Annotated in this window: 21 protein-coding genes; 17 read left to right on the forward strand and 4 right to left on the reverse strand. The window is 49.4% G+C overall.

Annotation, left to right across the window (positions count from 1 at the left end; all coding sequences use genetic code 11):
* Nucleotides 1–86: 86 nt before the first annotated feature.
* Nucleotides 87–1,535, forward strand: coding sequence for a serine endoprotease DegP (gene degP / locus BSPA111_RS19665; RefSeq protein ID WP_183272825.1), 1,449 nt, complete (start codon nt 87–89; stop codon nt 1,533–1,535).
* Nucleotides 1,536–1,699: 164 nt separating this feature from the next.
* The gene (locus BSPA111_RS19670) at nt 1,700–2,857 is read left to right on the forward strand and encodes a CdaR family transcriptional regulator (RefSeq protein WP_183272826.1); all 1,158 of its coding nucleotides are present in this window, start codon (nt 1,700–1,702) and stop codon (nt 2,855–2,857) included.
* A gap of 84 nt (nt 2,858–2,941) precedes the next feature.
* Here BSPA111_RS19670 and BSPA111_RS19675 read toward each other — a convergent pair whose 3' ends face one another.
* From BSPA111_RS19675 to map, 4 genes are all read right to left on the reverse strand, one after another.
* A complete protein-coding gene (locus tag BSPA111_RS19675) occupies nt 2,942–3,331 on the reverse strand; it encodes a DUF3461 family protein (protein WP_034493480.1) in 390 nt (129 codons plus the stop codon).
* A 236-nt stretch (nt 3,332–3,567) separates the two neighbouring features.
* Nucleotides 3,568–4,392: a 2,3,4,5-tetrahydropyridine-2,6-dicarboxylate N-succinyltransferase gene (dapD, locus tag BSPA111_RS19680; RefSeq protein ID WP_034461055.1), complete on the reverse strand. Its 825-nt coding sequence runs from the start codon at nt 4,390–4,392 to the stop codon at nt 3,568–3,570.
* 37 nt (nt 4,393–4,429) lie between these two features.
* The gene (gene glnD, locus BSPA111_RS19685) at nt 4,430–7,102 is read right to left on the reverse strand and encodes a bifunctional uridylyltransferase/uridylyl-removing protein GlnD (RefSeq protein ID WP_183272827.1); all 2,673 of its coding nucleotides are present in this window, start codon (nt 7,100–7,102) and stop codon (nt 4,430–4,432) included.
* Between the two features lie 62 nt (nt 7,103–7,164).
* The gene (map, locus tag BSPA111_RS19690) at nt 7,165–7,959 is read right to left on the reverse strand and encodes a type I methionyl aminopeptidase (protein WP_183272828.1); all 795 of its coding nucleotides are present in this window, start codon (nt 7,957–7,959) and stop codon (nt 7,165–7,167) included.
* Nucleotides 7,960–8,270: 311 nt separating this feature from the next.
* Here map and rpsB point away from each other — a divergent pair, with 311 nt between their 5' ends.
* From rpsB to rnhB, 15 genes are all read left to right on the forward strand, one after another.
* Nucleotides 8,271–8,996, forward strand: coding sequence for a 30S ribosomal protein S2 (gene rpsB, locus BSPA111_RS19695; protein WP_183272829.1), 726 nt, complete (start codon nt 8,271–8,273; stop codon nt 8,994–8,996).
* A gap of 153 nt (nt 8,997–9,149) precedes the next feature.
* On the forward strand, nt 9,150–10,001 hold the full coding sequence (tsf, locus tag BSPA111_RS19700; RefSeq protein WP_183272830.1) for a translation elongation factor Ts: 852 nt from the start codon (nt 9,150–9,152) through the stop codon (nt 9,999–10,001).
* 143 nt (nt 10,002–10,144) lie between these two features.
* On the forward strand, nt 10,145–10,870 hold the full coding sequence (pyrH, locus tag BSPA111_RS19705) for a UMP kinase (protein ID WP_183272831.1): 726 nt from the start codon (nt 10,145–10,147) through the stop codon (nt 10,868–10,870).
* Nucleotides 10,871–11,042: 172 nt separating this feature from the next.
* Nucleotides 11,043–11,600 (forward strand): ribosome recycling factor, encoded by a 558-nt coding sequence (gene frr, locus BSPA111_RS19710; protein WP_183272832.1) that lies wholly within the window; start codon nt 11,043–11,045, stop codon nt 11,598–11,600.
* A 131-nt stretch (nt 11,601–11,731) separates the two neighbouring features.
* Nucleotides 11,732–12,931 (forward strand): 1-deoxy-D-xylulose-5-phosphate reductoisomerase, encoded by a 1,200-nt coding sequence (gene ispC / locus BSPA111_RS19715; RefSeq protein ID WP_183272833.1) that lies wholly within the window; start codon nt 11,732–11,734, stop codon nt 12,929–12,931.
* Between the two features lie 186 nt (nt 12,932–13,117).
* Nucleotides 13,118–13,870, forward strand: coding sequence for a (2E,6E)-farnesyl-diphosphate-specific ditrans,polycis-undecaprenyl-diphosphate synthase (gene ispU, locus BSPA111_RS19720; protein ID WP_183272834.1), 753 nt, complete (start codon nt 13,118–13,120; stop codon nt 13,868–13,870).
* A gap of 18 nt (nt 13,871–13,888) precedes the next feature.
* On the forward strand, nt 13,889–14,746 hold the full coding sequence (gene cdsA / locus BSPA111_RS19725; RefSeq protein WP_183272835.1) for a phosphatidate cytidylyltransferase: 858 nt from the start codon (nt 13,889–13,891) through the stop codon (nt 14,744–14,746).
* An 11-nt stretch (nt 14,747–14,757) separates the two neighbouring features.
* On the forward strand, nt 14,758–16,110 hold the full coding sequence (gene rseP / locus BSPA111_RS19730) for a sigma E protease regulator RseP (RefSeq protein ID WP_183272836.1): 1,353 nt from the start codon (nt 14,758–14,760) through the stop codon (nt 16,108–16,110).
* A 30-nt stretch (nt 16,111–16,140) separates the two neighbouring features.
* Complete coding sequence (gene bamA, locus BSPA111_RS19735) at nt 16,141–18,549, forward strand: outer membrane protein assembly factor BamA (RefSeq protein ID WP_183272837.1); 2,409 nt, start codon at nt 16,141–16,143, stop codon at nt 18,547–18,549.
* 120 nt (nt 18,550–18,669) lie between these two features.
* Entirely contained in the window at nt 18,670–19,170 is a 501-nt protein-coding gene (skp, locus tag BSPA111_RS19740; RefSeq protein ID WP_183272838.1) for a molecular chaperone Skp, read from the forward strand.
* A 3-nt stretch (nt 19,171–19,173) separates the two neighbouring features.
* Complete coding sequence (gene lpxD / locus BSPA111_RS19745) at nt 19,174–20,199, forward strand: UDP-3-O-(3-hydroxymyristoyl)glucosamine N-acyltransferase (protein ID WP_183272839.1); 1,026 nt, start codon at nt 19,174–19,176, stop codon at nt 20,197–20,199.
* A gap of 116 nt (nt 20,200–20,315) precedes the next feature.
* On the forward strand, nt 20,316–20,771 hold the full coding sequence (fabZ, locus tag BSPA111_RS19750) for a 3-hydroxyacyl-ACP dehydratase FabZ (protein WP_121264562.1): 456 nt from the start codon (nt 20,316–20,318) through the stop codon (nt 20,769–20,771).
* A gap of 3 nt (nt 20,772–20,774) precedes the next feature.
* Nucleotides 20,775–21,563: an acyl-ACP--UDP-N-acetylglucosamine O-acyltransferase gene (lpxA, locus tag BSPA111_RS19755; protein WP_183272840.1), complete on the forward strand. Its 789-nt coding sequence runs from the start codon at nt 20,775–20,777 to the stop codon at nt 21,561–21,563.
* Nucleotides 21,564–22,712, forward strand: coding sequence for a lipid-A-disaccharide synthase (lpxB, locus tag BSPA111_RS19760; RefSeq protein ID WP_183272841.1), 1,149 nt, complete (start codon nt 21,564–21,566; stop codon nt 22,710–22,712).
* Nucleotides 22,709–23,305, forward strand: a complete 597-nt coding sequence (rnhB, locus tag BSPA111_RS19765) for a ribonuclease HII (RefSeq protein ID WP_183272842.1) — start codon at nt 22,709–22,711, stop codon at nt 23,303–23,305. The genes lpxB and rnhB overlap by 4 nt, the downstream gene beginning before the upstream one ends.
* The last annotated feature ends 26 nt before the right edge of the window (nt 23,306–23,331 follow it).

Below are 23,331 nucleotides of genomic sequence, written 5' to 3' on the forward strand. Positions count from 1 at the left end.
ATCGGCGGAACTTAGCGCCTCAATTGTCACTCTATATTGGCCTACACAGCAATTTTGCGTGACTTATTAACTTGAGACTTATACAGATGAAAAAAACAACTTTAGCAATGAGCGCGCTGGCTCTTAGTCTGGGTTTGGCGCTGGGTCCTGTATCCGCTATCGCCGCAGAAACGGCTTCTTCTTCCACCGCAACGGCTGCGCAACCGTTGCCAAGCCTTGCGCCAATGTTGGAAAAAGTAATGCCATCAGTGGTGAGCATTAATGTTGAAGGAAGCACCACCGTTAACACGCCACGCATGGGGCGTAACTTCCAGCAGTTCTTTGGTGACAACTCACCGTTCTGCCAGGAAGGTTCACCGTTCCAGAGTTCACCTTTCTGCCAGGAGGGTGCGGCTGAAGGGGGTTCCCAGGGTGGTGCACAACAGCAGAAATTCGCAGCCCTTGGTTCTGGTGTCATTATTGATGCAGCGAAAGGCTATGTCGTAACTAACAACCACGTTGTTGATAATGCAACAAAAATTCAGGTTTCACTGAGTGATGGCCGTAAGTTTGAGGCAAAAGTCGTGGGTAAAGATCCACGTTCTGATATTGCGCTGCTGCAGTTGCAAGATCCGAAAAACCTGACCGCGATTAAGATGGCTGATTCCGATGCACTGCGCGTTGGTGATTACACCGTCGCAATCGGTAACCCATATGGCCTGGGTGAAACGGTGACTTCCGGTATTGTTTCAGCGTTGGGTCGTAGCGGCCTTAACATTGAAAACTATGAAAACTTTATCCAGACCGATGCGGCAATCAACCGTGGTAACTCCGGTGGTGCACTGGTTAATTTGAACGGTGAACTGATCGGGATTAACACCGCGATTCTGGCGCCAGATGGCGGCAACATCGGGATCGGCTTTGCTATCCCAAGCAATATGGTGAAAAACCTCACCGCGCAAATGGTTGAGTTCGGCCAGGTTCGTCGTGGCGAGCTGGGTATTTTGGGTACCGAACTGAACTCTGAACTGGCGAAAGCCATGAAGGTTGACGCACAACGCGGCGCATTTGTAAGCCAGGTTATGCCGAACTCTTCGGCTGCAAAAGCAGGTATTAAAGCCGGTGATGTGGTGGTTTCATTGAACGGTAAGCCGATTAGCAGCTTTGCTGCACTGCGTGCGGAAGTCGGTTCTATGCCAGTTGGCAGCAAACTGACGCTTGGCTTGCTGCGCGATGGCAAACCCGTCTCCGTGGATCTGGAACTGCAACAAAGCAGCCAGACTCAGGTTGACTCAGCAACCATCTTTACCGGTATTGAAGGTGCTGAAATGAGCAACCGCAGTGGTAAAGGTGAGAAAGGGGTTATCGTTAATAACGTGAAAGCGAATACCCCGGCTGCGCGTATTGGCCTGAAAAAAGGTGACGTCATCATTGGTGTGAACCAGCAGGTGGTCAATAACATTGCTGAGCTGCGTAAAATTCTCGACACCAAACCGTCAGTCATGGCACTCAACATTCAGCGTGGTGATACCACTATCTACCTGCTGATGCAGTAATCGTCACTGAGTCACACTCAAAACTATCAGGGCCGCGCTATGCGGCCCTTTTTTGTGAGCCTTTCCACAACTCCATATTCTTCATTCGCGCTTTGTGCATTTGCACAATGCCGAGGCAATTCATCTCGCCTATGCTAGTCCATTAGCACGACTCAGGAGGAAGCATGGCTGGCTGGCATCTTGATACCAAAATGGCGCAGGACATCGTGGCGCGCACCATGACCATCATTGATACCAATATTAATGTGATGGATGCGCGTGGGCGGATTATTGGTAGCGGCGATAAAGAACGTATTGGTGAATTGCACGAAGGTGCGTTGCTGGTGCTCTCTCAGGGACGAGTTGTCGATATTGATGATGCGGTTGCCCGGCATCTGCATGGCGTGCGTCAGGGTATCAACCTGCCATTGCGCATCGACGGTGAAATTGTTGGTGTGATTGGTTTGACGGGCGAGCCAAAGTCGCTGCGCAAGTACGGTGAGCTGGTGTGTATGACCGCTGAGATGATGCTTGAACAATCTCGCTTGATGCACCTGCTGGCGCAAGACAGTCGCTTACGCGAAGAACTGGTGATGAATTTAATCCAGGCTGAAGAACATACGCCCGCGCTGAGTGAATGGGCGCAGCGTTTGGGGATCGACCTGAATCAGCCTAGAGTGGTTGCGGTGGTGGAAGTCGACAGCGGCCAGCTTGGTGTGGACAGCGCGATGGAGGAGTTGCAACAGTTGCAAACCGCACTGACAACACCTGAGCGGAATAACCTGATTGCGATTGTATCGTTAACGGAAATGGTGGTGCTGAAACCCGCGCTAAACCAGTTTGGCCGTTGGGATGCAGAAGATCACCGTAAACGCGTTGAACAGTTGATTAGCCGCATGAAAGAAAACGGTCAGCTGCGTTTTCGCGTTGCGCTGGGAAATTATTTTACTGGCCCTGGTAGCATCGCACGTTCATACCGTACTGCCCGCACGACCATGATGGTCGGCAAGCAGCGTATGCCGGAAAATCGCGCTTATTTTTATCAGGATTTAATGTTGCCGGTGCTGTTGGATAGTTTACGCGGTGGCTGGCAGGCAAACGAACTGGCACGTCCTTTAGCGCGACTGAAATCAATGGATAACAACGGGCTACTACGGCGTACCCTCAGCGCATGGTTTCGTCATAACGTACAGCCACTGGCTACGTCCAAAGCCTTGTTTATTCATCGCAATACGCTTGAGTATCGGTTGAACCGTATCTCTGAATTAACCGGTTTAGATTTAGGGAATTTTGACGACAGATTGTTGCTCTATGTGGCATTGCAGTTGGACGAGCAGAGGTAATAAATACAAAACGGTAACCCAAAGGTTACCGTTTTTAGTGAATGCACCCTCTCCACGTGAGAGAGGGTGAGGGCATCAGGCTGCTTATTTACCGCGGGTTAGCTTATCCAGATCGGATTCAATTTCACTGATCTTATGAGCAACCACAGATTCCAGATGGCGAAGATCATCGAGAATTTTGCGTTTCAGATCGACTTCAGTGCGATCGCGTTGGCAAAGTTGATCCAGTTCATCAATCACATAACGCAGGTTCGGGCTGATTTCCTGCACTTCTTTGTAGCCCTGGCCCACGCCATCGGCAACGACAGTTTTACGCTGGCGTGGGTATTTGAATTTCACGCTTTTAGCAAAAAACTCGCCTTTATCCTTCTGGAAATAGATTTTCAGGATATCGTTGTTGGCTTCCTGCCGGAGGCTGTAACGATCGATTTCATCAGGATTGGTAATACCCAAACTTTTCAAGTTATCGTACATAGCGTTACCTTTTTCCATACTATTAATCGACAGATAATCAGCGGGAAACTCTTTTTCCGCCAGTCCCGGATGCTAAAAAGGTGGGTTACCCCACCTTTTACACATTTATACCCTTCATACTTCAAGTTGTGGGGGTGTTGGCTGCACTGTCTCACCCCAGTCACTTACTTTAGTAAGCTCCTGGGGATTCGTAAGTTTGCCGCCTACCCACAACTCGAATTATTTTGGGTATGTATTTAGTCGATGGTGCGAAGTAGCTCGTTGATACCCACTTTACCACGGGTTTTGGCATCTACTTTTTTCACGATAACAGCGCAGTACAGGCTGTACTTACCATCTTTTGATGGCAGGTTACCGGAAACGACAACAGAGCCCGCAGGCACGCGGCCGTAATGTACTTCGCCGGTTTCACGGTCATAAATACGTGTGCTTTGACCGATGTAAACGCCCATGGAAATGACAGAACCTTCTTCAACGATAACGCCTTCCACAACTTCTGAACGCGCACCGATAAAGCAGTTATCTTCGATGATGGTAGGGTTAGCCTGCAGCGGCTCCAGAACACCACCGATGCCCACACCACCAGACAGGTGAACGTTTTTACCAATCTGCGCGCAAGAACCCACGGTTGCCCAGGTATCAACCATCGAACCTTCATCAACGTATGCACCGATGTTGACGTAAGAAGGCATCAGTACGGTATTGCGTGCAATGTATGCGCCCTGACGTACTGCTGCTGGTGGTACAACGCGGAAACCTTCTTTCTGGAAGCGAGCTTCGTCATAGTTGGCGAATTTCATCGGCACTTTATCGAAGTAGCGGCTTTCTGCGCCATCAATAACCTGGTTGTCATTGATACGGAAAGAGAGCAGAACGGCTTTTTTCAGCCATTGGTGGGTTACCCACTGGCCATCAATTTTTTCGGCAACGCGCAGCGCACCGCTGTCGAGCAGGGAGATGACCTGGTTTACCGCTTCACGAGTAACGGTATCAGCATTTGCCGGAGTGATTTCGGCGCGGCGCTCGAAAGCGGTTTCAATTACGTTTTGTAGCTGCTGCATTGACTTGTTCCTGATTGTGACAAAATTAAAAAGACTGTTATTTATCGTTTGGATTAAGGGCCGCTGTCAACCGTTGCTGTACTTCCTGTTGTAACTCATCATTAAGAGCACGCCGGTCGGCAGTGGCGATTATAAATAAATCTTCTACTCGCTCACCAATTGTCGTGATTCTTGCACCATAAAGCGAGATCCCGAGATCGGCAAACACTTCTCCCACACGCGCCAGCAAACCAGGCTGATCTAAAGCAATCAGTTCCAGGAAGGTGCGCCTGTCGGTATGTGTCGGTAGGAAATTCACCTCGGTATCGACAGTAAAGTGACGCAGTTTTGCTGACTGGCGGCGTGGTTGAGGCGGCTGCCAACTGGTCTGGGTGATAGCCTGTTCCAGGCTGTGGCAAATAAGTGCGTGACGATCGGCGGAAAGCGGGCTGCCATCTGGCTCCAGAACGATAAAGGTGTCCATTGCCATGCCGTCACGCGTGGTAAAGATTTGCGCGTCATGAACGCTGAGATTGCGCCTGTCCAGCTCTGCACAAACCGCAGCAAACAGGTAAGGGCGGTCAGGGCTCCAGATGAAAATCTCTGTGCCACCGCGAGTTGCTTGTGGGCTGAGCAAAATCATCGGTTTGCTTAGATCGTGTTTCAGCAAATGACGGGCGTGCCAGGCAATTTGATTAGGTGTATGGCGGACGAAGTAGTTGGCCCGACAACGACGCCAGATGTTATGCAATGCTTCTTCGTCAATGTTATCCATACGCAGCAATGCCAGCGCCTGCAATTGATGGTGACGGACACGCTCGCGCATATCCGGGCTGTTTTGCATCCCACGACGGAGTTGTTTTTCGGTAGCGAAATACAACTCGCGTAACAAACTCTGTTTCCAGCTATTCCACAAGGTTTCGTTCGTCGCGCAGATATCAGCAACGGTCAGGCAAACCAGGTAGCGCAGACGGTTTTCAGTCTGGACTTCTTCGGCAAACTGCTTGATGACTTCTGGATCCTGAATATCGCGGCGTTGTGCCGTAACGGACATTAACAAATGCTGGCGTACCAGCCAGGAGACGAGCTGTGTTTCACGAGAATTCAGCCCATGAAGCTCCGCAAATTTTACGATGTCCTGAGCGCCGAGTACCGAGTGATCCCCACCACGGCCTTTGGCGATGTCGTGGAATAGCGCGGCGATCAGAATCAGCTCCGGGTGTGCCAGGCGTGGCCACAAATCTACGCATAAAGGGTGTTTAGGGCGCGTTTCTTCTTTGGCGAAACTTTCCAGTTTTAGCAGCACACGTATGGTGTGTTCATCAACGGTATACGCGTGAAACAGGTCAAACTGCATCTGGCCGACGATATGTGACCATTGTGGCATATATGCCCACAGCACGCTGTGACGGTGCATGGGCAGTAATGCGCGGCTCACGGCACCCGGATGGCGCAGGATGACGAGGAACAGTTCACGTGCTTCGGGAATGTAGCAAAGGGGTTGCTTGAGATGGCGACGCGCATGGCGCAAATGGCGCAGCGTGGTTGAATATATGCCGGTGATGTCCCGGTTGCGCACCATCAAGTAAAACATGCGCAAAATGGCCTGCGGCTCGCGTATAAACAGCGTTTCGTCGCGTAGATCAATAAGTGATCCACGCAGTTGGAAGTCATCATCCAGAGGTCGCGGCTTTTCGCTGGCATCGAGTGCGAGAATCGCTTCATCAAAAAGCTGCAATAGCATCTGGTTAAGTTCACCCACACGTCGCGTCACACGATAAAAGTCTTTCATCATATGCTCGATCGGCTGATTCCCTTCGCCGTGGTAATTCAGGCGTTGGGCGACGCTGAGCTGTCGGTCGAACAATAACCGATTATCGTAGCGATTCACTTCAAGGTGCAGGGCAAAACGGATGCGCCACAACAGATGCTGGCACTCATCGAGTTCATTTCGTTCCGCTTCAGTTAAAAAGCCAAAGCCGACCATTTCGCTTAATGACGTTGCGCCAAAGTGGCGACGTGCGACCCATTGCAGGGTATGGATATCGCGCAGGCCACCAGGGCTACTTTTGATATCCGGTTCGAGGTTGTAACTCGTGCCGTGATAACGTTGATGACGTTCGTTTTGCTCATCAATTTTGGCGGCGAAGAATTTCGCCGAAGGCCAAAAGCCATCACTAAAAATGTGTTTGTGTAGTTCGAGGAAGAGGGCGACATCGCCAATCAGCAAACGTGATTCAATCAGGTTAGTGGCGACCGTTAAATCTGACAGACCTTCGAGTAAACACTCTTCAAGCGTACGCACGCTGTGGCCGACTTCCAGTTTCACATCCCAAAGTAGCGTCAGCAGCTCGCCGATTTTCTGGGCTTGTGATTCGGTCAGACGTTTACGGCTGAGAATCAGCAAATCAATGTCGGAAAGAGGATGCAGTTCCCCGCGTCCGTAGCCGCCTACTGCAACCAGGGCCGTTTCAGTCACATCGCCAAAGCCGTATTTCAGCCACAATCGTTGTAGTAGTTGGTCGATAAATTCGGTGCGGGCATCCATCAACTTTTCGGCAGAAATACCGTCGTCGAAAGCGCTCCCCAGCCATTGTTGGAAGAGGTCGATACGGGCTTTTATCTGGCTGCAATGGAACTCTGAATCTGGCCAGTTGACGGGGTATTCAGGTTGCCCGGAAATCTCAGGAAGCACAGTGGTCGCGTACTGCTCGGGTAAGCTCTGGGTCATATCGCCATCCATAAAAAAAGCCGGCATAAGCCGGCTTCAATTGCTGACTTTTGTCAGGCGAATCACTCGTTATGCGAAATTACACTTGGGATAGTGTCATCTTTACGCAAAGTGAGAATTTCGCAGCCGTTATCTGTCACCACAATAGTATGCTCGTATTGTGCAGACAAGCTGCGATCTTTGGTTTTCACCGTCCAACCGTCTTTCATGGTGCGAATGCGGTAATCACCGGAGTTGACCATTGGCTCGATGGTGAAAGTCATGCCCGGTTGCAGCACCACGCCACCGTCATCAGCATCATAATGCAGAACTTGTGGTTCTTCGTGGAATACACGGCCAATACCGTGTCCGCAGTACTCACGCACCACAGAAAAACCTTCCGCTTCAACGAACTTCTGAATTGCTGCACCGAGGGTACGCAGGCGAATGCCTGGTTTTACCATGCGCAGCGACAAATACAGGCTTTCTTGCGTGACTCGGCACAGGCGCTCGCCCAGAATTGTTGGCTTGCCAACGATGAACATTTTTGAAGTGTCACCGTGGTATTCGTCTTTGATGACGGTAACGTCGATGTTGACGATATCGCCATCTTTCAAGATTTTAGTTTCGTCAGGTATGCCGTGGCAGACGACTTCATTGATAGAAATGCACACTGATTTTGGGAAACCGTGGTAGCCCAGGCAGGCTGAAATCGCCTGTTGATTGTTAACGATGTAATCGTTGCAAATACGATCCAACTCGCCAGTGCTGACGCCGGGTTGTACGTGAGGTTCAATCATTTCCAGCACTTCAGCGGCAAGTCTGCCCGCAACGCGCATTTTTTCAATTTCTTCTGGGGTTTTAATTGAGATAGCCATTCATTCGATCCGCAGGTGTCGTCAATATCGACAATAATTAAGCAAGTGTATGGCAATGTTATCAGGGCGTGCGATCGGTGCCAAATCGAGAATAGGTGAACACGCTTTCTGCTAACAACTATTGGTGTCTGGGTCTGTTTTATGGTATAAAGCGCGCCGGACTTGTATTCCGATTTTTCGGATACAGCCAACACTCTCACTTTGTGTAAATAACACACACGTATCGACACATATTCCGGGGTGCCCTTTGGGGTCGGTAATATGGGATACGTGGAGGCTTAACCCCATACTTTTATATAGAGGTTTTAAACATGGCAACTGTTTCCATGCGCGACATGCTCAAGGCTGGTGTTCACTTCGGTCACCAAACCCGTTACTGGAACCCGAAAATGAAGCCTTTCATCTTCGGCGCTCGTAACAAAGTTCACATCATCAACCTTGAAAAAACTGTACCTATGTTCAACGAAGCTTTGGCTGAACTGAGCAAGATCTCTTCTCGTAAAGGCAAAATCCTTTTCGTTGGTACTAAGCGCGCAGCAAGCGAACCAGTAAAAGACGCTGCTCTGAGCTGCGATCAGTTCTTCGTGAACCATCGCTGGTTGGGCGGTATGCTGACTAACTGGAAAACCGTTCGTCAGTCCATCAAACGTCTGAAAGATCTGGAAATCCAGTCCCAAGACGGTACCTTCGACAAGCTGACCAAAAAAGAAGCACTGATGCGTACCCGTGAGCTGGAGAAGTTAGAAAACAGCCTGGGCGGTATCAAAGATATGGGCGGTCTGCCGGATGCTCTGTTTGTAATCGACGCTGATCACGAACACATTGCAATCAAAGAAGCGAACAACCTGGGTATCCCAGTATTCTCTATCGTTGATACTAACTCCGATCCAGATGGCGTTGATTTCGTTATCCCTGGTAACGACGATGCAATCCGTGCTGTAACCCTGTACCTGGGTGCTGTAGCTGCTACCGTTCGTGAAGGCCGTTCTCAGGATCTGGCTTCTCAGGCAGAAGAAAGCTTCGTAGAAGCTGAATAATAAGGTTCGCTCTTATTTGAGCCCTTATTAACCAGGTATTGAATAGTTTGGTTAGGGGGCCTGTCTCAGGCCCCCTTTTTATTTTGAGCCAGGGTTCGTCTGTTCCGTGGACCAGGGCTTATCTCTCTCTACGAGATAACCGAGGATTTTAGAATGGCTGATATTACTGCTGCTCTGGTAAAAGAACTGCGTGAGCGTACTGGCGCAGGCATGATGGATTGCAAAAAAGCACTGACTGAAGCTAATGGCGACATCGAGCTGGCAATCGAAAACATGCGTAAGTCTGGTGCGATCAAAGCAGCTAAAAAAGCAGGCAACGTAGCTGCTGACGGCGTGATCAAAACTAAAATTGCAGACGGCTATGCTGTGATTCTGGAAGTTAACTGCCAGACTGACTTCGTTGCTAAAGATGGTGGTTTCCAGGCATTTGCTGACAAAGTACTGGACGCTGCTGCTGCAGGCAAAGTTACTGACATCGAAGTGCTGAAAGCACAGTTCGAAGAAGAGCGTGTTGCACTGGTTGCTAAAATCGGTGAGAACATCAACATTCGTCGTGTTGCTGTTCTGGAAGGCGATGTTCTGGGTAGCTACCTGCACGGTGCTCGCATCGGTGTTGTTGTTGCTGCTAAAGGCGCTGACGAAGAACTGGTTAAGCAAATCGCTATGCATGTTGCTGCAAGCAAACCAGAATTCGTTAAGCCAGAAGACGTGTCTGCTGAAGTTGTTGAGAAAGAGTACCAGGTTCAGCTGGACATCGCTATGCAGTCTGGTAAGCCGAAAGAAATCGCAGAGAAAATGGTTGAAGGCCGCATGAAGAAATTCACCGGTGAAGTTTCTCTGACTGGTCAACCTTTCGTAATCGACCCAAGCAAAACTGTTGCGCAGCTGCTGAAAGAGCACAATGCTGACGTTACTGGCTTCATCCGCTTTGAAGTGGGCGAAGGCATCCAGAAAGTTGAGACTGACTTCGCAGCAGAAGTTGCTGCAATGTCCAAGCAGTCTTAATTTTTAAAGGGAGCCGCCAATTGGCGGTTCCTTTTTATCTGGCTTTAAAAATCAGTCTGCTCTGATACAGAACTTGCTGATATGCGACACAATGTCGCCTGAATTAACCATCCCCATTCGTTGACTGTTCCCAGGAAAGAATCATGGCTACCAATGCAAAACCTGTCTACAAACGCATTCTGCTCAAGCTAAGCGGCGAAGCTCTGCAAGGTACCGAAGGCTTCGGTATTGATGCTAGCATCCTTGATCGTATGGCTCAGGAAATTAAAGAGCTGGTTGAATTGGGCATTCAGGTCGGGGTGGTGATTGGTGGTGGCAACTTATTCCGTGGTGCAGGCCTTGCGAAAGCAGGCATGAACCGTGTTGTGGGCGACCACATGGGCATGCTGGCTACTGTCATGAACGGTCTGGCAATGCGTGATGCTCTCCATCGCGCCTATGTGAACGCTCGCCTGATGTCCGCTATTCCATTGAATGGCGTGTGTGATAACTACAGCTGGGCAGAAGCAATCAGCTTGCTGCGAAATAACCGCGTAGTTATCCTGGCTGCTGGTACGGGTAACCCGTTCTTCACCACAGATTCCGCAGCGTGCCTGCGCGGGATTGAAATCGAAGCCGACGTCGTATTAAAAGCCACTAAAGTTGATGGCGTATTTACTGCCGATCCGGTGAAAGATCCTACCGCAACGCTTTATGAGCAACTGACTTACACTGAAGTGCTGGATAAAGAGCTGAAAGTAATGGATCTGGCAGCGTTTACCCTGGCTCGTGACCACAAATTGCCAATTCGTGTTTTCAATATGAACAAGCCTGGCGCATTACGTCGTGTGGTTATGGGTGAAAAAGAAGGCACATTAATCACTGATTAATTTCAGTCGATGCTTAATCAGGGTAATATTCAGTTTCAAATACTCTGAACAGTTTGAGTAACAGGCAACCCCAACGGGCGCCATGAATAAACAGGGCTATACTTAGCTCGCAGCGTCTGCATCGCGGCGTGAAGTGTGGTCTGCCCTAAACCAGTTTTCAAGGATTCGTAACGTGATTAGCGATATCAGAAAAGATGCCGAAGTGCGTATGGAAAAATGCGTAGAAGCATTCAAAACCCAAATCAGTAAAATCCGTACTGGCCGCGCCTCTCCGTCCCTGCTGGACGGGATCATTGTGGAATATTACGGAACGCCAACCCCACTGCGCCAGCTGGCAAGTGTCACGGTTGAAGATTCACGCACTCTGAAAATCAACGTGTTTGACCGTTCTTTGAGCCAGGCCGTTGAGAAAGCGATTATGACTTCTGACCTGGGTCTGAACCCAAGCTCTGCAGGTACTGACATTCGTGTTCCACTGCCTGCGCTGACTGAAGAACGTCGTAAAGACTTGATCAAAATTGTACGTGGCGAAGCTGAAGGCGCACGTGTTGCGGTTCGTAACGTTCGTCGTGATGCTAACGACAAAGTTAAAAACCTGCTGAAAGATAAAGAAATCAGTGAAGATGACGATCGTCGCTCCCAGGATGACGTTCAGAAAATGACTGATGCTGCTATCAAGAAAGTAGATGCTGCCCTGGCTGAGAAAGAAGCTGAGTTGATGCAGTTCTAATCCGTTAATATGACGGATCAAACGCCGTACGCAGGCTGTGGCTAACGTCGCAGTTATTGTTTACGGCGTTTTGTTTTTATGCGCGTTAAACTTTTTATCTGATTATTCATACTAAAATTCCAGAGCGTCTTATGAAGCAACTGACCATTCTTGGCTCTACCGGATCTATCGGTACCAGTACCCTTAGCGTTGTTCGTCATAATCCTGATACGTTTTCCGTCACGGCATTGGTTGCCGGGAAAAATGTCGCACGAATGGCTGAGCAATGCCTGGAGTTCAAGCCTCGTTGGGCAGTGATGGATGACGAAGTGTCTGCCGGGGAATTGCGTCGTCTGCTGAAAGAGCAGGGGAGTCGCACCGAAGTCCTGGCAGGGCAGCAAGCAGCTTGTGAAATGGCGGCGCTGGATGAAGTTAATCAGGTTATGGCGGCGATTGTGGGGGCTGCAGGGCTGTTGCCTACACTTGCGGCTATTGCTGCAGGTAAACAGGTTCTACTGGCAAACAAAGAGTCATTAGTCACCTGTGGGCGTCTTTTTATGGATGCGGTCCAGCGAAGTCACGCTCAGTTGCTGCCTATCGACAGTGAACACAACGCGATTTTTCAGAGTTTACCAGAACCCATCCAACAGAATCTTGGGTACGCTGAACTTGAGAGTAATGGCGTTTCGTCCATTATCCTTACTGGGTCAGGTGGCCCTTTTCGTGAGACCGCATTAGGTGATTTGGCGGCGATGACGCCAGACCAGGCATGTAGTCATCCGAACTGGTCGATGGGGCGTAAAATCTCTGTCGATTCAGCCACTATGATGAATAAAGGTCTCGAATATATTGAAGCTCGCTGGCTATTTAATGCTTCAGCGAAGCAAATGGAAGTCCTGATACATCCGCAATCGGTTATCCATTCGATGGTTCGCTACCGTGATGGCAGCGTGCTGGCACAGTTAGGCGCCCCAGATATGCGGACGCCAATCGCACATGCAATGGCGTTTCCAGAGCGAGTCGTATCAGGTGTTGAGCCGCTCGATTTTTGTAAAATTGGCACTTTCACGTTTATGGAACCAGACTATGATCGCTATCCGTGTCTGAAATTAGCGATGGATGCATTTGAGCAGGGGCAGGCCGCAACCACCGTGCTGAATGCGGCGAATGAAGTGGTTGTTGAAGCCTTCTTACGCGAACAACTGCGATTCACAGAGATTGCCTCCCTGAACAGAGCCGTATTGGATAGTGTTGATTTGACGGAGCCAAAGAGTGTTGACGATGTGATTGCTGTGGATGCGAAAGCGCGCGAGGTTGCCCGAAATCTGGTGACACGTATCGCGTCCCGATGATTATTTATTCAGCCGATGTACCTCCATTTGTTAGCTTTGTGCTTCAGTGATATAGTCTGCGCCATCTTTTGGTCGAAAATTTCTGACTGAACGATAGGTAAGCCGTGTTATAGCACGGCTTTTTTATGTAGAAGCTGAAATCATTCTGAGTACCGCTTAGTCCTTATCTGGGAATAATTACGTCTTATGTTGTCTGCAAACCAACAATTAAGCGAATCACAATCTGACCATGGCGCTCGTCATGTTGCCATCATTATGGACGGTAACGGACGCTGGGCTAAACGACAGGGGAAGATGAGGATTTCTGGTCATAAAGCGGGTGCGAAATCTGTACGCCGAGCTGTAAGTTTTGCAGCAAATAACGGTATTGATGCGCTTACACTTTATGCCTTCAGTAGTGAAAACTGGAATCGCCCGGCTCAAGAAGTCAGCGCGTTGATGGAGTTATTTGTGTGGGCTTTAGACAGTGAAGTCAAAAGTTTACATCGTCACAATGTCCGTCTACGAATTATTGGTGATACCAGTCGATTCAATGCTCGCCTGCAAGAACGTATTAACAAAGCCGAAGCTCTCACCAGTACCAATACCGGTTTGACTCTCAATATCGCCGCGAATTATGGTGGACGTTGGGATATTATTCAGGGAGTGCGGCATCTTGCCGAACAGGTACAGGAAGGCTTATTGCGTCCAGACCAGATTGATGAAGAGATGCTAAGTCAGCAAATCTGCATGAATGAACTGGCTCCCGTAGATTTAGTAATTAGGACAGGGGGAGAGCATCGTATCAGTAACTTTCTGATTTGGCAGATTGCCTATGCAGAACTTTATTTCACAGATGTTCTTTGGCCTGATTTCGATGAACAAGACTTTGAAGGTGCACTACATGCTTTTGCAAATCGAGAGCGTCGTTTTGGCGGCACGGCACCTGGTGGTGAGTAAGCCTGTTGGGGGTCACCTTTGCTGAAGTATCGTCTGCTTTCTGCGTTTATTTTAATCCCGGTGGTTATTGCCGCGTTATTTTGGCTCCCACCTGTAGGATTTGCTATTACCACCCTGGTGGTCTGTATGCTCGCCGCTTGGGAATGGGGGCAACTGGCAGGCTTTAAAGCGCGTTCACAACGTGTATGGCTTGCAGTGCTGTGCGGTCTGTTATTGGCTCTGATGTTGTTTGCATTGCCTGAATACCAGCGTACGGTTCACATACCGCTGATTGAGGCCTCACTCTGGGCATCACTTGCCTGGTGGTTTGCTGCATTGCTACTGGTGTTGTTCTATCCAGGCTCTGCATCAATCTGGCGCAATTCAAAAACACTGCGTCTGGTATTTGGTGTGTTGACGATCGTGCCGTTTTTCTGGGGCATGATTGTACTGCGTAACTGGCATTACGATAGCAACCATTACACCGGCTCAATTTGGTTGTTGTATGTGATGGTTCTGGTCTGGGGTGCGGATTCCGGCGCGTATATGTTTGGCAAAATGTTTGGTAAACATAAACTGGCTCCGAAAGTCTCACCGGGCAAAACATGGCAGGGTTTCTTTGGTGGATTGTTCACTTCTGCGATTATCTCCTTGCTGTTTGGCATGTGGGCGAATCTGGACGTGGCTCCGGCTATCCTGTTGACCTGTTCGGTCGTCGCTGCGCTGGCTTCAGTGCTGGGCGATTTAACTGAAAGTATGTTCAAGCGTGAAGCAGGGATTAAAGATAGCGGTCACTTGATCCCCGGTCATGGTGGTATCCTTGACCGCATTGATAGCCTCACAGCAGCAGTACCGGTCTTTGCCTGTCTGTTATTGCTGGTATTCAGGACGATTTAACGGAAGGTTATATGCTGAGCTTACTCTGGAATTTGGCTGCATTTATCGTTGCACTGGGTGTGTTAATTACCGTGCATGAGTTCGGCCATTTTTGGGTTGCTCGCCGCTGTGGTGTCAAAGTTGAGCGCTTTTCCATTGGTTTTGGTAAAGCGCTCTGGCGTCGTACCGATCGTCACGGCACCGAATTCGTCATTGCCCTGATTCCTCTGGGCGGCTACGTTAAAATGCTGGATGAACGTGTTGAGCCGGTGAGTCCGGAACTACGTCATTATGCTTTTAATAACAAAACCGTTTCTCAACGAGCCGCAATTATTGCGGCCGGTCCGATTGCCAACTTTATCTTCGCTGTGTTTGCCTATTGGCTGGTATTTATTATCGGTGTCCCTGGTGTTCGGCCGGTTGTTGGTGAAGTAATGCCCAACTCGATAGCGGCAGAAGCACAAATTGCACCAGGAATGGAACTTAAAGCGATTGACGGCATCGAAACGCCTGATTGGGAATCAGTTCAACTCGAGCTGATGGCGAAAATTGGCAATGACAGCACGAAGGTAACACTGGCTCCTCTGGGGTCAAATTTACGTACTGAGAAAACGCTGAATTTGCGCCACTGGCAGTTTGAACCAGAAAAGCAGGATCCGATTTCGTCCTTGGGCATCGGGCCTCGCCGTCCACAAATTGAAACGGTATTACAAGAAGTGCAGCCAGATTCCGCAGCAAACAAAGCGGGTTTGCAAGCTGGAGACAGGATCGTTAAAGTCAGCGGTGCGGCACTCACTCAGTGGACAGAATTTGTTAGTCAGGTGCGTGACAATCCAGGTCACCCACTGGAGCTAGAAATAGAAAGACAAGGGGCGCTCTTGTCTTTAACGCTGATACCGGATACAAAACCGGGTAAAGCAAAGGCTGAAGGGTTTGCGGGTGTGGTACCAAAGGTTATCCCGCTACCGGATGAGTATAAAACAGTACGCCAGTATGGGCCGTTTGCTGCTGTTGCGGAAGCCACGGATAAAACCTGGCAACTGATGAAGCTTACAGTCAACATGCTGGGGAAATTAATAACCGGTGACATCAAGCTGAATAACCTCAGTGGGCCAATTTCCATAGCTCAAGGGGCAGGTATGTCAGCGGAATCTGGGTTGATTTACTATCTGATGTTCCTGGCGTTAATTAGCGTCAATCTGGGGATTATCAACCTGTTTCCGTTACCCGTCTTGGACGGGGGGCATCTGCTCTTTTTGGCGATTGAAAAGCTGAAGGGTGGGCCGGTTTCCGAGCGAGTTCAAGACTTTAGTTACCGCATTGGCTCTATATTGCTGGTGCTGTTGATGGGGCTTGCACTTTTCAATGATTTCTCTCGGTTTTAGAGAGTAGGTTAGGAAGAACGCATAACAACGATGGCGATGAAAAAGTTGCTCATAGCGTCGCTGCTGTTTAGCAGCGCCACCGTATACGGTGCAGACGGGTTCGTGGTGAAGGACATTCATTTCGAAGGCCTGCAGCGAGTCGCCGTCGGTGCGGCCCTCCTCAGCATGCCGGTTCGTGTAGGCGACACCGTCTCTGACGAGGATATCAGTAATACTATCCGTTCACTTTTCGCTACCGGGAACTTCGAAGATGTTCGGGTACTGCGTGATGGTGAAACGTTGGTTGTTCAGGTGAAAGAACGCCCGACAATCGCAAGTATTACTTTCTCTGGTAACAAGTCCGTGAAGGACGACATGCTTAAACAGAACCTCGAGGCTTCTGGCGTGCGTGTTGGCGAATCACTGGACAGAACCACTCTGGCTGATATCGAAAAAGGGCTGGAAGATTTCTATTACAGCGTTGGTAAGTACAGTGCCAGCGTGAAAGCCGTTGTTACGCCACTGCCGCGTAACCGTGTTGACCTGAAACTGGTATTCCAGGAAGGCGTTTCGGCCAAAATTCAGCAAATCAACATCGTAGGCAACCATGCGTTTACGACTGACGAACTTATTTCGCATTTCCAACTGCGTGATGAAGTGCCGTGGTGGAACGTGGTGGGCGATCGTAAATATCAGAAGCAGAAGCTTGCCGGTGACCTCGAAACTTTGCGCAGTTACTACCTTGATCGTGGTTACGCGCGCTTTAATATCGATTCCACACAGGTCAGCCTGACGCCTGATAAGAAAAGCATTTACGTTACCATCAACGTGACCGAAGGCGAGCAGTACAAGATCGCTGGTGTGACGGTAAGCGGTAACCTGGCTGGGCACTCTGCGGAAATTGAGACGCTGACTAAACTCAAGCCGGGCGAGCTGTATAACGGTACTAAAGTGACCAAAATGGAAGACGACATCAAGAAATTGTTGGGTCGTTATGGTTACGCCTATCCGCGTGTGCAAACGCAGCCAGAAATCAATGATGCAGATAAGACAGTTAAACTGCATGTAAACGTTGATTCCGGAAACCGTTACTACGTACGTAAAATTCGCTTTGAAGGCAACGACACCAGTAAAGATTCTGTCCTGCGTCGCGAAATGCGCCAAATGGAAGGAACCTGGCTGGGCAGCGACCTTGTCGACTCAGGCAAAGATCGTCTGAACCGTCTTGGATACTTCGAAACCGTCGATGTCGACACGCAGCGTGTTTCAGGTAGCCCTGATCAGGTTGATGTGGTGTACAAAGTTAAAGAGCGTAATACCGGTAGCTTCAACTTCGGTATTGGTTACGGTACTGAAAGTGGTATCAGCTTCCAGGTCGGTGTCCAGCAGGATAACTGGTTAGGGACGGGTTACTCTGTTGGTATCAACGGTACCAAAAACGATTATCAGACATATGCTGAATTGTCGTTAACCGATCCATACTTTACAGTTGACGGTGTGAGTCTTGGCGGTCGTGTCTTCTATAACGACTTTAAAGCAGATGACGCGGATCTTTCCGACTACACCAACAAAAGTTACGGTGTAGACGGTACCCTTGGCTTCCCGGTTAATGAAAACAACACGTTGCGTTTGGGTATGGGTTATGTGCATAACGACCTGTCCAACATGCAACCGCAGGTTGCGATGTGGCGTTATCTGGACTCCATGGGTCAAACAACGGGTACAACGTCGACTGACAATGGCTTCGCGGCAGATGACTTCACGGTAAACTACGGTTGGACATATAACAAACTTGACCGTGGTTACTTCCCAACCGAAGGCTCGCGTGTAAACCTTAACGGTAAAGTGACCGTACCGGGCTCTGACAACGAGTTCTACAAAGTGACGCTGGATACGGCAAGCTACTTCCCAATTGATGATGATCATACCTGGGTTATGTTAGGTCGTACTCGTATTGGTTACGGTGATGGTTTGAGCGGCAAAGAAATGCCGTTCTATGAAAACTTCTATGCCGGTGGTTCCAGTACGGTGCGTGGCTTCCAGTCCAACAACATTGGTCCGAAAGCGGTCTATATTGGTGGCCCAGGAAATGATAACTGTGACCAGGCTGGTGGGGTTTGCTCATCCGACGATGCAGTCGGTGGTAACGCAATGGCCGTGGCAAGTTTAGAACTTATCACGCCAACGCCATTCCTGAGCGAGAAGTACGCGAACTCAGTTCGTACATCACTGTTCATGGATATGGGTACCGTTTGGGATACAAATTGGGACAATGAGAAATATGGTGCGGATGGGATTCCGGATTATAGTGACCCAAGCAACATTCGTATGTCAGCAGGTATTGCATTGCAATGGATGTCACCGTTAGGGCCGTTGGTCTTCTCTTATGCCCAACCGTTCAAGAAATATGAAGGTGACAAAGCGGAACAGTTCCAGTTTAACATTGGTAAAACCTGGTAATTGTTTTGCGCAAAGGAATGCGGATAAGCAGTGTCGCGTTGATGCCAGTTCGCTAAATGCAGAACTGGCACGCGCAAAAAGAGTGTCTCAGGACACATACGGGATGGTAAGGAGTTAATTGTGAAAAAGTGGTTATTTGCCGCAGGTCTTGGCATCGCTATGGCTGCATCAGCCAGTGTTCAGGCTGCAGACAGCATTGCTGTAGTAAACATGGGTAATCTGTTCCAACAGGTTGCGCAGAGCACCGGTGTGTCCAAAACTTTGGAAAACGAGTTTAAAGGCCGCGCGAGCGAATTGCAGAATATGGAAGGCGATCTGCAATCCAAAATGCAAAAGCTGCAACGTGATGGTTCTACCATGAAAGCTGCTGACCGTAGCAAAATGGAAAAAGACCTGATGGCTCAACGCCAGCAGTTCCAGACCAAAGCTCAGGCTTTTGAACAAGACCGTAACCGTCGTTCTAACGAAGAACGTGGCAAACTGGTTACTCGTATTCAGAGCGCAGTGAAGAAAGTTGCTGACGACAAAGGTTACGATGTCGTGCTGGATACTAACACCGTTGCTTATGCAGGCAGCAGTGTAAAAGATATCACTTCAGATGTTCTGAAACAGGTTAAATAAGTAATGTCTTCAATTCGACTGGCTGATTTAGCCCAGCAGTTGGATGCAGAATTGCACGGTGATGGCGAACTCGTCATCACCGGCGTTGCATCTATGCAAACGGCCCAGGCTGGCCAAATTACGTTCATGGTTAACCCTCGTTATCGTGAGCAATTGGCTGTTTGCCAGGCTTCTGCCGTCGTTATGACTGAAGCCGATCTTCCTTTCGCACATAGCGCAGCCCTGGTAGTGAAGAATCCCTACCTGACTTATGCTCGCATGGCGCAAATTCTTGATTCAACGCCGCAACCTGCACAAAACATCGCGCCAAGCGCGGTTGTTGATGCTACTGCGACGTTGGGTAATAACGTCGCTATAGGCGCTAACGCGGTTATCGAATCTGGCGTAGTGCTGGGTGATAACGTCGTGATTGGCCCTGGCTGCTTCGTGGGTAAAAACACCAGCATTGGTGCGGGCACTCGCCTGTGGGCAAATGTGTCGATTTACCACGAAATTCAGATGGGTGAACAGTGCCTGGTTCAGTCCGGTACCGTCATTGGTTCTGATGGTTTTGGCTACGCTAACGATCGCGGAAACTGGGTGAAGATCCCTCAGCTTGGCCGAGTGATCATTGGCGATCGTGTTGAAATTGGTGCATGTACAACAATTGACCGTGGTGCACTGGACGACACGATTATTGGCAATGGTGTTATCATTGATAATCAATGCCAGATTGCACATAACGTTGTGATTGGCGACAATACTGCTGTTGCTGGCGGTGTGATCATGGCAGGCAGCCTGAAAATTGGCCGTTACTGCATGATTGGCGGTGCCAGTGTTATCAATGGTCATATGGAAATCTGCGATAAAGTCACCGTGACTGGAATGGGCATGGTTATGCGCCCTATCACAGAACCAGGGGTTTATTCCTCGGGTATTCCATTACAGCCGAACAAAGTGTGGCGCAAAACAGCCGCGTTGGTGATGAATATTGACGAGTTCAGCAAACGCTTGAAATCCGTTGAGAAAAAAATCAATCAACAAGACTAAAAGTCACCCGCCCAAGACGCGTTAGTGCTTACTGATTTGCGGCCTGCTAGCTATCCTGAGATAGTCGCAGGCCGTGTTATTATTGTCATTTGGTACATTTAGACAGGAAGAGTATCTTGACTACCGACACTCATACTCTGCACATCGAAGAGATTTTAGAACTTCTGCCGCACCGTTACCCGTTCTTACTGGTAGACCGCGTGCTGGATTTTGAAGAAGGCCGTTTTTTACGTGCAGTAAAAAATGTCTCAGTAAACGAGCCGTTTTTCCAGGGCCACTTCCCTGGTAAACCGATTTTCCCAGGTGTTTTGATTCTTGAAGCGATGGCGCAAGCCACCGGTATTCTTGCGTTTAAAAGCGTAGGCAAACTGGAACCTGGTGAGCTTTATTACTTTGCTGGTATCGATGAAGCGCGCTTCAAACGCCCAGTTGTGCCTGGTGACCAGATGGTCATGGAAGTTACTTTCGAGAAAACCCGCCGTGGTCTGACGCGCTTCAAAGGCGTGGCAACTGTTGACGGTAAAATTGTCTGCGAAGCAACGATGATGTGTGCCCGCAGCCGGGAGAGTTAATACGTGATTGATAAATCCGCCTTTATTCATCCATCCGCCATTGTGGAAGACGGTGCCGTCATTGGTGCTAACGTCCATATTGGTCCGTTTTGTATTGTTGGTCCGCATGTTGAGATAGGTGACGGTACCGTTCTGAAATCTCATGTTGTGGTAAATGGTCATACGACTATTGGCCGTGATAACGAGATTTATCAGTTCGCATCCATTGGTGAAGTTAACCAGGATCTTAAATATGCTGGTGAACCGACTCGTGTGGAGATTGGCGACCGCAACCGCATTCGCGAAAGCGTCACCATCCATCGTGGAACAGAACAGGGCGGTGGTTTGACGAAGGTGGGCAGTGATAACTTACTGATGATTAACGCCCATGTGGCGCATGATTGCACGGTTGGTAATCGCTGTATCCTCGCAAATAACGCAACACTTGCTGGCCATGTTTCCGTTGATGATTTCGCAATTATCGGCGGCATGACCGCGGTTCACCAGTTCTGTATTATTGGTGCGCACGTGATGGTGGGTGGTTGTTCCGGTGTGGCACAAGATGTTCCGCCATATGTTATTGCGCAGGGCAACCACGCGACGCCGTTTGGCGTTAATATCGAAGGGCTCAAACGCCGTGGCTTCAGCAGAGAAGCAATCCATGCGGTTCGTAACGCGTATAAAATTCTCTACCGCAGCGGGAAAACCTTCGAAGAAGCTAAGCCTGAAATTGCTCAAATTGCCGAGCAACATCCAGAAGTGAACGCATTTGTTGAATTCTTTGCTCGTTCAACGCGTGGTCTGATTCGCTAAATGAAACCTGGTCGTCCGCTTACGATTGCCCTGGTCGCCGGAGAAACTTCCGGCGATATTCTTGGTGCGGGTCTGATTCGAGCGTTGAAAGCTCGGGTTCCTGATGCCCGCTTTGTGGGTGTCGCTGGGCCATTGATGCAAGCCGAAGGCTGCGAAGCCTGGTATGAGATGGAAGAACTGGCTGTGATGGGTATTGTTGAAGTACTCGGGCGCCTGCGTCGATTACTCCATATTCGTGCCGATCTGACGCGCCGTTTTACTGAATTGCAGCCTGATGTTTTTGTCGGTATCGATGCGCCGGACTTTAACATCACTCTGGAAGGCAATCTTAAAAAACAAGGTATTCGCACCATTCATTACGTCAGTCCCTCCGTTTGGGCGTGGCGCCAAAAACGTGTTTTCAAAATAGGCAGAGCAACGGATTTAGTGCTCGCATTTCTGCCTTTCGAAAAAGCGTTTTACGATAAGTTTAACGTCCCGTGCCGCTTTATCGGTCATACCATGGCTGATGCCATGCCACTCGATCCCGATAAAAATGCCGCACGCGCGACTTTAGGTATTTCCCCTGATGCTAAATGCCTGGCGTTACTTCCAGGTAGTCGTGGGGCAGAAGTTGAAATGCTCAGTGCTGATTTCCTCAAAACTGCACTTTTGCTGCGTGAACGTTTTCCAGGTCTGGAAATTGTTGTACCGCTGGTGAACGCTAAGCGCCGCGAACAATTTGAGCGTATCAAAGCAGAAGTTGCTCCAGATCTGACTATGCATTTGCTCAATGGGCAAGGGCGTGAGGCCATGGTTGCAAGTGACGCCGCGTTACTGGCCTCAGGCACTGCGGCACTTGAGTGCATGTTGGCCAAATGCCCAATGGTCGTCGGTTATCGAATGAAGCCATTTACTTTCTGGCTGGCGAAGCGTCTGGTAAAAACTGATTATGTTTCACTGCCGAATTTGCTGGCGGGCCGTGAACTCGTAAAAGAATTGTTGCAGGAAGAGTGTGAGCCACACGCACTTGCGCAGGTACTTGCTCCGTTGCTTGAAGACGGCGCTCAAAGCCACCAAATGCACGACGCCTTCCGTGAATTACATCAGCAGATTCGTTGTAATGCCGATGAACAGGCAGCAGATGCTGTGCTGGAGCTTGCACAATGATTGAATTTATTTACCCTCATACGCATCTGGTTGCGGGTGTTGATGAAGTGGGTCGTGGCCCGTTAGTTGGCGCGGTTGTCACTGCTGCGGTGATTCTTGATCCTCTCAATCCCATTGTCGGCCTGGCTGATTCTAAAAAATTATCAGAAAAACGCCGTCTGGCTCTGTATGACGAAATTACAGAAAAAGCGCTGGCCTGGAGTCTTGGCCGTGCTGAGCCGGAAGAGATTGATCAATTAAACATACTGCATGCCACCATGTTAGCGATGCAACGTGCCGTTGCGGGTCTTACGGTGGTGCCTGAATATGTGCTGATTGATGGCAACCGCTGCCCGGCGCTACCGATGCCTTCACTGGCGGTAGTTAAAGGTGACAGCCGGGTTGCAGAAATTAGCGCGGCGTCAATAATTGCCAAAGTGACGCGCGATCGTGAAATGACAGAGCTCGATCTCTGTTATCCGCAATACGGTTTTGCCCAACACAAGGGTTACCCTACCGCTTTTCATCTGGAAAAGTTGGCAGAGCATGGTGCTACTGAACATCATCGCCGTAGTTTTGCTCCGGTCAAACGCGCTCTCGGACTGGCGTCCTGATTTGCGGACGTACGTTACACATCTAA

This window comes from Buttiauxella sp. A111 (assembly GCF_014189855.1).
GTDB lineage: Bacteria > Pseudomonadota > Gammaproteobacteria > Enterobacterales > Enterobacteriaceae > Buttiauxella > Buttiauxella selenatireducens.

Coding starts and splice junctions, on each gene's coding strand:
- lpxD (WP_183272839.1), top strand. CDS start 19,174: ATGTCTTCAATTCGACTGGCTGATTTAGCCCAGCAGTTGGATGCAGAA.
- BSPA111_RS19670 (WP_183272826.1), top strand. CDS start 1,700: ATGGCTGGCTGGCATCTTGATACCAAAATGGCGCAGGACATCGTGGCG.
- dapD (WP_034461055.1), bottom strand. CDS start 4,392: ATGCAGCAGCTACAAAACGTAATTGAAACCGCTTTCGAGCGCCGCGCC.
- map (WP_183272828.1), bottom strand. CDS start 7,959: ATGGCTATCTCAATTAAAACCCCAGAAGAAATTGAAAAAATGCGCGTT.
- glnD (WP_183272827.1), bottom strand. CDS start 7,102: ATGACCCAGAGCTTACCCGAGCAGTACGCGACCACTGTGCTTCCTGAG.
- lpxB (WP_183272841.1), top strand. CDS start 21,564: ATGAAACCTGGTCGTCCGCTTACGATTGCCCTGGTCGCCGGAGAAACT.
- degP (WP_183272825.1), top strand. CDS start 87: ATGAAAAAAACAACTTTAGCAATGAGCGCGCTGGCTCTTAGTCTGGGT.
- rseP (WP_183272836.1), top strand. CDS start 14,758: ATGCTGAGCTTACTCTGGAATTTGGCTGCATTTATCGTTGCACTGGGT.
- BSPA111_RS19675 (WP_034493480.1), bottom strand. CDS start 3,331: ATGTACGATAACTTGAAAAGTTTGGGTATTACCAATCCTGATGAAATC.
- rpsB (WP_183272829.1), top strand. CDS start 8,271: ATGGCAACTGTTTCCATGCGCGACATGCTCAAGGCTGGTGTTCACTTC.
- ispC (WP_183272833.1), top strand. CDS start 11,732: ATGAAGCAACTGACCATTCTTGGCTCTACCGGATCTATCGGTACCAGT.
- pyrH (WP_183272831.1), top strand. CDS start 10,145: ATGGCTACCAATGCAAAACCTGTCTACAAACGCATTCTGCTCAAGCTA.
- tsf (WP_183272830.1), top strand. CDS start 9,150: ATGGCTGATATTACTGCTGCTCTGGTAAAAGAACTGCGTGAGCGTACT.
- rnhB (WP_183272842.1), top strand. CDS start 22,709: ATGATTGAATTTATTTACCCTCATACGCATCTGGTTGCGGGTGTTGAT.
- ispU (WP_183272834.1), top strand. CDS start 13,118: ATGTTGTCTGCAAACCAACAATTAAGCGAATCACAATCTGACCATGGC.
- bamA (WP_183272837.1), top strand. CDS start 16,141: ATGGCGATGAAAAAGTTGCTCATAGCGTCGCTGCTGTTTAGCAGCGCC.